Annotated in this window: 2 protein-coding genes; both read right to left on the minus strand. The window is 31.2% G+C overall.

Translation table 11 applies throughout. The features are described 5' to 3' along the window. Positions 1-40: 40 nt before the first annotated feature. Positions 41-4,639: an MBG domain-containing protein gene (locus tag JOP69_RS10845; RefSeq protein ID WP_203392613.1), complete on the minus strand. Its 4,599-nt coding sequence runs from the start codon at positions 4,637-4,639 to the stop codon at positions 41-43. Positions 4,640-4,646: 7 nt separating this feature from the next. Next, the gene (locus JOP69_RS10850; RefSeq protein WP_203392614.1) at positions 4,647-13,181 is read right to left on the minus strand and encodes a LamG-like jellyroll fold domain-containing protein; all 8,535 of its coding nucleotides are present in this window, start codon (positions 13,179-13,181) and stop codon (positions 4,647-4,649) included. Positions 13,182-13,189 lie beyond the last annotated feature (8 nt).

Here is a 13,189-nt window from a genome sequence, read left to right on the forward strand (position 1 = left end):
AGACACTAAAAAAATGACAAATTAAAAAAAGTCTGTTTTATTATAATTTAATAAAACGATCTATGGATGTTTTACCATTTTTACCTTTAATCTTTATAACATAAGTTCCAGCAGCCAAACCACTTACGTCAATATTTTTTTCTGATTGATAATTATTTATTTCTTTTACCAATTTTCCTGCTGCATCAAAAATTAATAACAATAAATTTTCATCAGAATTTATCTTGAGTTTTAGTTTTGATTTTACTGGATTAGGATATAAAATAATTTCTTCTTTTCCAATTAAATTATCTGCCTTACCTAACGTTCCAAAATTAAGCACTTGAGATTTACTTTCTGCTGCATTATAATTTGCGTTACCCGATTGGCTTGCCGTTATAGTAGTAGCACCAGAACCCAACAGAGAAATTAAATTTCCAGAAATGGTTGCAACAGCTGTATTTGAACTCGTATACACAATTTCTAACCCAGATGTAGAACTTGCCTCTAAAGTAAATTCTGTTTTACCTAAAGGTATTGATATTGGGTTAAAATGAATTACTTGATCTGCTTTAGAAATTATTAGGTTTGCCTTTAAAACTAAATCTTGATAATTAGCTCTTGTTAGTGTTGCCGTTACTTCATGCACTCCTGCTTCCGTTTTAGCATTATTTGCATAAGAAACTGATGTTCCCGTTGGTAAATTACCTGTAATTGCTATCGATTTTTCGGTTCCGTCAAAAACAAAACTTTTATCAACAAAAGTAAAACCTGTTAACGTTGCATTAGTAACCGTTAGGTTTGCTGTTAAAACTAAATCTTGATAATTGGCTCCAGAAATAGTTGCGGTAACATTATAAGTGCCTACTGCTGTTTTAGCATTATTTACATAAGAAACTGATGTTCCGGTTGGTAAACTACCTATAATAGATAACGACTTTGAAGTTCCATCATACTCAAAACTTTTACTTGTAAAAGCAAGGTTACTTAATACCGTTTTAGTAATTGTTAGGTTAGCTTTTAAAACCAACTCTTCATAATTAGAGCCCGAAATGGATGCAGTAACTTCATACACTCCAACATCTATTAAATAATTATTTGTATAAGAAACCGATGTACCTGCTGGTAAACATTCTATTATTGTTAGGGATTTTCCTAATCCATCATACACAAAACTTTTACTATCAAAAGTATAACCACTAAACGTTGCTTTGGTGATTGTTAAGTTTGCTGTTAAAACTAAATCCAGATAATTAGCTACTGAAATAGTTGCGGTAACTTCATATATACCTGTTTCTATTTTTTTGTTATTTGTATATGAAACAGAAGTTCCGGTTGGTAAATTACCTTCAACTTCAATAGAATTTTGTGTACCATCATACTCGAAACTTTTACTATTAAAAGTTATTTCGCTAAACGCTGCATTGGTAATTGTTAAATTGGCTGTTAAAACTAAATCATTATAATTAGGTTTTGAGATGGTTGCAGTCACTTCAGAAACACCAATATTCGTTAAATTGTTATTTGCATAAGAAACCGAAGTTCCAATTGGTAAATTACCTAAAACAGATAAAGATTTTTCGGTTCCGTCATACTCAAAACTTTTATCTACAAAAGCAAATCCTGTTAACGTTGCATTAGTAATTGTTAGGTTTGCTGTTAAAACTAAATCTTGATAATTGATGCCAGAAATGGTTGCAGTAACTTCATAAGCTCCTACCGTTGTTTTAGTATTATTTACATAAGAAACCGAAGTTCCGGTTGGTAAATTACCTGAAATAGTTAAAGATTTTTCTGTTCCGTCATACTCAAAACTCTTGCTTGTTAAAGCAAAATTACTTAAAACTGTTTTGGTGATTGTTAAACTTGCTTTTAAAACCAACTCATTAAAATTAGCACCCGAAATAGTTGCTACAACTTCATACACACCAACATCAATTAAATTATTATTTGTATAAGAAACGGATGTTCCCGTTGGTAGGCTTCCATTAATTGTTAGAGATTTTGGTGTTCCATCATACACAAAACTTTTATCAACAAAAGTAAAACCTGTTAATGTTGCTTTGGTAATTATTAAGTTTGCTGTTAAAACTAAATCATTATAATTGGCTTTAGAAATTGTTGCAACAACTTCATGTATACCAACTTCTGTTTTGGTATTATTTGCATAGGAAACAGCAGTATAAACAGGTAAACTACCTGTAATTTCAATAGCTTTTTGAGTTCCATCATACTCGAAACTTTTACTATTAAAAGTTATTCCGCTAAACGTTGCTTTGGTAATTGTTAAGTTGGCCTTTAAAACTAAATCATTATAATTAGATTTAGAAATTGTTGCAGTAACTTCTGATACTCCTGCTTCTGTTTTACCATTATTTACGTAAGAAACTGTTGTTCCGGGTGGTAAACTCTCTGTAATTGCTATCGATTTTTCGGTTCCGTCAAAAACAAAACTTTTATCAGCAAAAGTAAAATCTGTTAACGTTGCTTTGGTAATTGTTAGGTTTGCTATTAAAACTAAATCTTGATAATTAACACCAGAAATGGTTGCAGTAACTTGATACGCTCCTACCGTTGTTTTAGCATTATTTACATAAGAAACCGATGTTCCCGTTGGTAAACTTCCTGTAATTGCTAAAACTTTTTCAGTTCCGTCATACTCAAAATCCTTACTTGTTAAAGCAAAATTACTTAAAACTGTTTTAGTGATTGTTAAGTTTGCTTTTAAAACCAACTCATTAAAATTAGCACCCGAAATGGTTGCTACAACTTCATACACACCAACATCAATTAAATTATTATTTGTATAAGAAACGGATGTTCCCGTTGGTAGACTTCCATTAATTGTTAGAGATTTTGGTGTTCCATCATACACAAAACTTTTATCAACAAAAGTAAAACCTGTTAATGTTGCTTTGGTGATTGTTAGGTTTGCTGTTAAAACTAAATCTTGATAATTGGCACCTGAAATAGTTGCTATTACTTCATATACCCCTGTATCTGTGTTGGTATTATTTGCATATGAAACAGAAGTATTAGCGGGTAAACTACCTGTAATTTCAAAAGATTTTTGAGTTCCATCATACTCGAAACTTTTACTATTAAAAGTTATTCCGCTAAACGTTGCTTTGGTGATTGTTAAGTTGGCCTTTAAAACTAAATCTTGATAATTAGCTTTAGAAATAGTTGCAGTAACTTCTGATACTCCTGCTTCCGTTTTTGCATTATTTGCATAAGAAACCGACGTTCCGGTTGGTAAACTGCCTGTAATTGCTATTGATTTTTCTGTTCCGTCAAAAACAAAACTTTTATCAACAAAAGTAATACCTGTTAACGTTGCTTTTGTAATTGTTAGGTTTGCTGTTAATACTAAATCTTGATAATTGGCTTTAGAAATGGTTGCAACTACTTCATGAACACCAACTGCTGTTTTAGCATTATTTGCATAAGAAACCGTAGTTCCGGTTGGTAAACTCTCTGTAATTAAGATAGACTTTGCATTTCCATCAAAAACAAAACTTTTATCTATTAATGTAAAGTTATCTGTAAATGATGTTTTGACAATTATTAAATTTGCTTTAAGGGTTAAATTCACATAATTATCTCCTGTAATAAGTGCAAATACCTCTTGTGCGCCCGCCTCTGTTCTAGAATTTAAAACATAATTAAGTGAAGTTCCATTTGGAATAGCACCATCAATTAAAATTGTTTTTTCAGATCCATCATAGTTAAAATTTTCATCAGAAAAAGTAACTCCTGTAATTGTAGCTGGACTAACAGTTAAATTTGCCGTTAAGACAACGTCTTGAAAACTTGCTCCAGAAATAGTTGCTGTTACTTGTTTAGTTCCTACATTTGTTAAACCATTATTGGAATATGTAACTGTTGTACCACTTGGTAAAGTACCTGAAATTACTAAAGATTTTTCTGTTCCATTATAAACATAAGTTGCATCTGAAAAAGTAAAATCATGCGTATTTACTAACTTTTTAACCTTTACAGTATAGCTAACATTCTGGGATTCATCTTCCGATAAAACTTCATATACTACCTCATTTGTAAAATCTAACGTATTGTTCCCTGAAACTTGTAAAACTTTGTTTAAATAAACTTTAGAATTATTTTCTGCAGTAAAAATAGGTGTTAGGTTAGAAATATCTACGGTTGATAAAACTTCTATATTAACCGTATTGTTTGTTATAGAATTACTTTCTGTAGAAATTCCTTGAAACGAAAAACCAAGAATACTTGCTTGAGAACTAAGTGCTGGACTTGCAACACTATAAGACTGAAATGCGCCACCGATATTTTTGTTTATTTCAAAAACCTCTGTTTTTACAACATTTAAAGTTGCATTATTAGTGCTGTCATAAATTTTAAAGTTAATAGTTTCACCAACCGTATTTGCTAAAACAGATAAATAAGCCACATATTTTTTAGCATTTGGATTATACACTACCGTGGCTTCCCCTCTATTTTCTCCGTTTACAAACGCACCTATTTTATCATTTGCATTTGTTAACGTAACGCCATCAACGTTTAAAAAAACGGTAAATGTCATGTTATATTGATAAGAACTAGCATTTACAGACCAATCTGGAGATTGACTGTAAATACTAGCTGTAAACAATATGAATAAAATGAATATACATTTTTTCATAAGTAATTTATTTTTTGATTAATTTTCTTACTACTTGCCCACCTTCTTCATCTATAACTTTGATGAAAAACACACCTGCTGGCAAATCTTTTGTAGATACTTTAACTTCAGAGTCCGTAATTTTTACCTCTTTTACTTTTGCTCCTAAAGTATTATAGAATATTAGATTTGTAACATTATTGTTCCCTAGAACTTGTATTGTTACTTCATTATTAAAAGGATTTGGAAAAATATTTACTGAACCTTTAAAATTTGTTTCTGTAGACAAAGCTTTTAATCCTAATTCTATTGGAGATCTTAAAGTTCCTGAAATTCCATTTGGAATAAAAAGTAAGTCGTTTATTAATGTAACTTCTGTTTTAGCATTTACTAAAACATACTTTAATTTTTCTGAGGTATCAGAAAATGCTGTTATAAAACTTAACATTCTACCGTTTATATTTTCAATTTTAGAAACACCTCTTAATATTGAATTTTCGTCATATACTCTTACTTCATCATAATTTTCATCAGTTATAATTTCTGCAATTATTCCCATAGAAAATTGATATTTAGCAAAGTTTAAAATCATTTCAGAAGTATGCTCTTGCCCTTTAGAAGTTGTTCTTTCTGCAAAGTTTATACTTGGATATCTAAATACCTGTGTTATAGCAGATTTTAACATATACCCTCTGTTAGATTGTAAGTAACGTAAAGTACCAGACCATTCTTTAGAGTTTTCATCATACACTGCAAAACTATACTGGTCTTTAACTACATCTCCATCTGTTGGCTCATAAAAGGCTAATGCATCACCTAAACTAATATTTCTATGGATAGGAAAAGATAACCAGTTCCAACCTTGAGCTATAGAAATTTCTAATTCTCTTGGATCTACCTCATCTCCTTTTAAACTAATATTATTTTGCTTAGCTAATTGAATTTTATAGGATTTACTGTTTTCTAATTCCATTAAACTTCCAGACCAATACCCGTTTTCGAATCTGGTAAATTGCGTTCCGTATTTAACAATATCTCCAACTGCAAGTTCTAGTCCATTAAACATATCTGTTATGTTATTAAACCTTTCATCTTCTACAAAGAAAGAAGTCCAAGTCCACCCTTTATTCAAAGAAATTACTTGTTCAGAAAGTTTTCCACTACTAAATATTGCTGGATTAGATTTTGTACCAACCACATCATTTTCTAGAAAAACTAGAGAGGTGTTTCCATTAATAGTTGCTGCTCTTGTTTTACCATTTAGGGCATCCCAAACTTTAAACGTAACTACCTCACTTGCGCTTACATTACTATACATTGTTAAAAATGCATAATACGAATCGTAACCACTATCGTACACTAAATAAGCCTCTCCTCGTTTAACATCATCTACAAAAGCCCCCACTTTAGTATAGGTGTCTCTAGAGAAATTGTCGTAGATTTTTATCTGACTAATAACGTTCATACTGTATGCAAAATCAGCTGGATTTACAGACCAATCTGGTGCATCTTGTATTACCCTTAATTGAAAATCTAAACGATCTGTATAACCATTATCTAAATTTAAATAAACAGTAGCTGTGTAACTTCCCATAGCTAACTCTTTATCTACCGTGAATTTTAATTCTTTGGTAGCATTAGCTCCAACAGTACCAGAAGTAGCAGAAATAGTCATCCACGTTGGCAATCCAGAAATACTGAAATCTTTGTTATTACCACCTTTATTAATTACATCCATACTAAAGTTATACGCTTCATTTACAACTTTTTCTGAAACGATTGCTTTAGAACCATCTTCTGTAATCCAGTTTACTTCTTGCCTATTTACAAGTGCAGAAAAACTAACTGGAGACAATTGCTTGTTAAAGTGATTGTCGTACATATTTGCCACCGAAACATCTAATATTTGCCCTTCAAACAAACTCCACTCTTCTGTTGTTAATGTTGGTGAAATAATCATTTCATCGCCATTAATTACCGTAGTAAAAGGAATATTAGTGTATTTTAAAACAGGTTTTATAGCAGGTGAATCTTCTATAAAATTTCTTACACCACCATTTAAAAGTGCTAAATAGCCTAACGTAGTTCCGTCTCCTTTTCTAATATTATATCTTGGTCCTTTTGATAAAATATTTGCTTCTTCTTCATTAAAATTAACATATAATAATAAACCTGTAGTTTCTTTATCCAATTCAAAATAACGATCTCTTTTTATTTGATCGAAGCTTCTAGCAGTGTTCCAAACTCTAAATTCATCTAAATTACCTGTAAAATTGTTTTCTATGACTCCAACCTCTTCTGGACTGTCTCTTTTAATTCTAGCTCCGAAGTACAATTTAGCTCCAGCAATACCTCCAATATTCTGAGAAGAAACGGTAGTATTTTGTTTACTATCTATAAAAGAATTTAAACTTCCACCTCTTTTAACAACTAATGCAACATGATGCCAATTAGAATCTGTAATAGCATTATTAGTTAAGTTATAATCTACACCTTCTGTTCTTAACTTTAATTTTCCGTTAGATTCTAAACTAATATCCCATTTGTTTCTAAAACCATTTGTTTGTAATGGCTCACCAGGATTTGAATTCCCTGTACCGTTACCAAAAATAGTTCCTACATCTCCTGCAGCAGCTTTTATCCAAAAAGACACGGTAATATCCTCATAGTTTGTTGGTTGTACAAAACCTACATTATCTAACGTTAAGTAGCTATTATTAACAAATGCATATCCTTGTCCTTTTGGTTTTATAGTCCAACTTAAACCTACATTTGCATTTCTTGCACGTACTTTTTCTGCACCAACACTACCATAACCTTCATCTAATGGCCAATATGCTAATAATTCTAACTCATTACCTGTTAATGTTACATCTTTTTCTGCTGCAACTTGTGCAGCGGTTGTTGCTTTAGACCAAATTCTGATATCGTGAATATTTCCTTTAATGCCACTTCCTCCAATAACAATTGTATTGTTATTATTAAAAGACAATTCTTTATCTAAATATTCAGTTTTTAAAACTGTACCATTTTGTAAAATTTCTAAATAAGGATTCGCTCCGTCTTCATAAATTAATGAATAGAAATTATATTGTGAATCATCTATAATAGCTTCCGTAGATTTGCCATCTAATTCAAACAACAAGGTATTACCCGTTAATGTTACTTTTGGTCCATCTTCTTGATTTGCTAAAACACCGTTACCTGATGCATCTAAATCTAACCAAAATTGAATACTAAACGCTTTTGAGAGTAAATTTTGTTTTGAAAGTTCTATTTTATTGGAAGAACCATCTAAAGCAATACTTACACTATGATCTATAGCTTGTTGATTTTTTAATCCTCTTAAAGTAATATTAGTAGAAATATGTGAATTAATTTCTTCATTATAACGGACAATAATATCTTCTCCAATATCTAATATGCCATCACTTGGCGATGGTGTACCAAATATAACTGGCGGTGTTAAATTAATAGTACCTGTTACAATATCCGATTCAAAAGAAACATCATCTGTACAAAAAGAAATTGCTCTTATTTCATAATTTCCGTCAGTAATTTTACTACCTACAATATCCCAATTAAATGTAAACTCTGTTTCAGAATCTATAATAATTCCTGCATCATCAGATGCCTCATCTTTTAATTGTTGACTACCATAATAGGTTTTAAACTGGGTCCAACTAGAAGCATTTACGTTTCTGTATTGTAAACTTATTTTTCTAAAACCTGCAAAATCTGTATTAAAATCTGTGAATGTTATTGGTAAAGAATTTGTACCTAATAAATTCCCTTCATTATCATAATTAAAAGCCTCTGCTCTGTTATAAATCCAATTGGTTTGAGGTGCAGAAATAGTAACATTACTACACGACTTTTTAAAGTTTACAGTAACATCTACAAATGCATCAGAATCATTTAAATCGATACATGGGTTTGCCAAATACACTCTAATATTTTCATAATCATACACATCTGATGATGAGTTTTTTGTGATTATTAAAGGGACTTCTAACGTTTCATTATAAGGTAATAAAACCGAGAAACCATTTTGATCTATATTAGAAACCGCTCCGTTTAAAGTAGTTTGATCTACATAAACTGTATGTTCTAAATCTGTACCTGTATCACTTAAATTTTTAAGTTGTAAGGTAAATACGGCACCCACATTTTCTGCTAAATTGCTTATTAATGTTTTATTTACTTTTAATTCTGGTTTGTAAACACTGGTTGTTGCTTCAGACAAGTTTTCTCCTCCTTCTCCAATAACATTTACATTATAGCCATCATTCTTGTAAAATTCAGAAACTGTTGGCCCTTCATACGGACAAGAAGTTGCACCACCTTTGGTTACAAAAATTGGTCCGTATCCGTCAAATAAATTTACTACATCTACACTTAAAAAATTTGCTTGATCGTTATCTTTTAAAGTATAAGAAATAGTAGTTGTTTTTTCATTTTCAGTTTGGTCAGAATTTGTACTCACACCAGAATGTGATGTTGCAAAATTACCAATTAAACCAACATTATTTATTAATCCTCCTAATTGTGTTTTAAAATCGTTCGAAATATCAACCACTTTTTCGTACGTTTTAGCGGTAATTGTTGCAGTAGATATAGAAGATGTAAACTCTCCAACACCAGCATCAAAAGATTTATTTCCTTCAAAATTATCAGAAACTAAATCTGCCAAACTAGCAATATAAATATCATAATTTGATAGTCTATAAGGAAATATTGAGGTTTGTGAAGCTTCTATCCTTGCTAACCTTGCTTCTTTTTCCTTATCTATTTTCCCTAAAACTACTTGTTTTAAATCTGCTCTAGAATTTAATGACAAATATTTATCACGCTCGTTATCTTGAACTATTTTTTTCCATAATTCTATTTGCTTGATATAAAAATTTCTAGTTTGCGTTCCCTCAGGTGTTGTTGCTGTAATTACCTCTGGAGAGATATTTGCTAAATCTTGTAAATCTGGAATTAACTTCTCTAAAATGTGCTTTTGAGAATACATAAAAAACGTAGCCGAAGGTTGTTCTGCAATGAAAAAATCTTTTTTAGAACTAACATATAAATTAGTAGGATTATCGTCTTTATCTTTACTATTAATGATGATATGTGGAACTACAGAATTATCTGGTAACGTTGGTATTTCTTTTGTAACAAACATATTGTTAAACAAACCATAATACACATTTTTAGCATTCCCTATATATAAATCTCCATCTGCCCCAACATATTCTGGGTCATCACTTGTTGAAATAGTTTCTGTAAATTCATAGGTTTCTGTAGTGCTGCCATCTCTATTTATTTCTTGTGTTTTAGAAAAATTAGCCTCAACATCTGCTACTACAGATATTTCTGTTTCAAGACTAAAAAATGGAGAGCCAGCTACACTAGTAAATGTTGGACCTACACTTGCGTAAAAACCACCTCCATTTGTATCTGAACTAGAATTTCCATTAGATCTTTCAAAAGAAATCGACGTTCCTTTTTCTATACTTGCAAAACTATTAGATCCTGGAGGATCTCTTAAAATAATATCTGGCACTTCTGGTGCTACCGTAGAAAATGTAGTACCCTCTGCAGCTCTACCTCCAATAACAATACCTTCAGATTTTAAATCATCACTATTTAAAACACCTATTGGGTTTAAACCAGATACATTATAATCTATGGTCATTGCATTTTTAAAACCATCTGTTTGCGTAATGTTTGGCAAACCTGCTCTAAAAGAATACACATACTGTTCTTTGTTAGTCTTTTTGATTAATTTTACCGAACTATCATTTGGGTTTGTACTTGCAAAATTATTGGTAATATTAAAAGTACCTTCATTAAAATACTCTTTTACAACAACTTCATCAGTTTTATCTTTATTTACATAATCTTGTGTAACTTCAAAAGCCAATCTGTACTCTTCTTTTTGAGTGTACATAGGTATAGTCAATTCAGAAACATCATAGGTAATATCGCCAATTTTATATTCTTTTAAAAATTCTTGCTCAATTAAACGAACATTTATGGTAGAATTATATCGAAAACTTTTTTCGTATTGGTATGGTTCTGAGGTGTATTCTGTACCATCTTCTGCTGTATAGCTAGATATTTGTTCTTCTTTAATTTCTGTAACATCAAACTCATCATCTGCATCTATAAAAGCAGTATTTATATCAGTATTACTCAAAACATTAATACCTCCGTTTTGTTTTACATAAAATTTATACGGTATTAATTGTATCTTATACTCTCCAGATGTTTCATTAGTAGTAACACTATGATCTAGCTCAGTGGTATTTAAATCTCCTTTAAAAGTTATGGTTGCTTGCCCTATATTATTTAAAGCAGAATACGTTTCTTTACTTTCTGGTTCTCCTTCTGCAACTTCATTTTCATGTGCTGCTAAACCATTAAAACCAAAACCAATTTCTTTAGTTGACTGTATTCTACCTCCTACTACTTTACCAACAACTGTAACCCTTGTTTTATCTAAAAACCAACGTTCTTGTACTTGGTCTTCATAAAAATCGAATAAATTAGATGTTGTATTTGTTGTTTTTTCCGGAAACCTTCCTTCATACTCAAATGTATGTCCGTCTTTTGTTACCTCTATTTTATGTTTACCAATAGGTACATTAATAGCAAATTTACCTTCTATATCTGTAACTACAGGTTGGTTGTCTTCATCAAAAACAATTTCCCCATCAATATGCAAGTATGCACCTTCTATACCTAAAACTGGATATTGTTTTAACTCTCCATCAATTAAATTCCCTGTATTTGAATCTAATGTTCCTCCTTCATAAAAATATTGCCCTTTGTTAATAGTTACTGTACCATTAACTAAATAAGAGTTATAACCGGTTTCTCTAATTTCTGTAATCGTTGCTAAAGCAGGGTCTGAAATAGGAATAGTTTTAAAAACATCTCTTGTATCATATACAACTCTACCATTAAATTTAAAGGAAGAAATATCTTCGAAATTTACTTGGTTTACAACTGGTTCATCTTTTCCTAAAAATAAAGTTTGACTAGCAGGTTTAAATTTATGAACCCCAAAACTTGGTGTTATTCTAAATTGTTCTCCAGTACCGCTATATGGTATTGCAGCAATACTGTAGGCTCCATCTTGGTCTGTAATACCAAAAACACCTAACTGCTCTTTAGTTGGTTTTATAGAAGAAAAATTAATTGAACTACCATCAAACGTATTTTTTATTAAGTGATTACCATTAAACTGAAACCCGTTTCTAGAAATATCATAGGCATATTCACCATAGCCTTCATCAAAACGGTAGTACATTTCTAAACCGTTTTCATTACCACTTAAATAACGTCTATAATCTCTTCTAATTTCTTCGCCACTTAAAGCCCTACTCCATACCCTAACTTCATCTGCATGTACTTTTCCGTAGATCCCTACATCAAATCTATTTACAACATCATCTAAATTGTTATTATATACAGTAGTCCCTGTATTTTCAGTTATATCTACCCTAGATTTTGAAACCCCTTCTGTTGGTATTGCATTACTTATATAATCTTGAGAAATGTATCTACCATTCATGTAAATTCCAATTTCTTTATTGTTTTCAAAAACAAATGCATAGTGCACAAAATCGGATCTACTTTCCTCATTTATGGCTTTAAAAACATCATTTCCTGCTGCATCAACTTCTCCAGTAGGATAGGCATCATGTATAGAAAACTGTTTAGCCGTTTGTCCGTTTAATCTTAAACTAACGTAAATACTACTACCGTTGTTATAAGAATAAAGGTTATAAATATTTTCACCAACGACCAATTCAAAAGGCAAATTAAGATTTGCATCATTTGCAAACCAACCTTCTACCGTAATGGCATCTCCACTAAATGCATTCCCATTATCTGATAACCTTGAGCCTTTTAAAACATATCCTTGTATAATAGCAGAGGTTCCTGTGCCAGCACTACCTTCTGCTCCAACAGGTTCTGCCAATACTTTAACATCTTTTACTGGGCTACCTCCTTCAAAATTAATTGAACCAGATACAATAGCCGTAGGACTTCTAAAACCAACACCTTCTATATAATTTACAAATTCTTGTTCTGTACCACTTAATCCTTCTGCAAACAACCTATATTGATACAGCACTCCTCCTTCTATTTGTGTGTCTTCAAACTCATAAACATCTTTACCAACCGTGGCTATTAAATTATAAACGCCAGCTCCTTTTAATGGTTTTCTATAAATTTTAAGTTTGGTAATATTATCTTGATTAGCACCATAAGTCCAATTTATATTAATTTTATCTGAATAATACCCTTTAGATACCTCAAACGTTTTATCACTAAACGTATTAGGCACATATAAAATACCAAAAGGAAAACCTACCTTGGTTTTTACTCCTGCCGACATTGGATACTGAAAAGCAGCACCAATTTGAAACTGAATGTTTATATTGTTTGATGTATTTGTAACCTTGCCTGCGGCAGAAAGGAAAGCCCCTTTATGATCGCTTTGTTCTTGCGCTTGAATAATACCTACCCAAAACAACAAGAAAATTAGTAATTTTCTCATAATGTTTT

The sequence above is a fragment of the Polaribacter sp. Q13 genome, from assembly GCF_016858305.2.
GTDB lineage: Bacteria > Bacteroidota > Bacteroidia > Flavobacteriales > Flavobacteriaceae > Polaribacter.

Bases quoted from the DNA above. Each gene is read 5' to 3' on its own strand.
- JOP69_RS10845 (WP_203392613.1), bottom strand. From the start codon at position 4,639: ATGAAAAAATGTATATTCATTTTATTCATATTGTTTACAGCTAGTATT.
- JOP69_RS10850 (WP_203392614.1), bottom strand. From the start codon at position 13,181: ATGAGAAAATTACTAATTTTCTTGTTGTTTTGGGTAGGTATTATTCAA.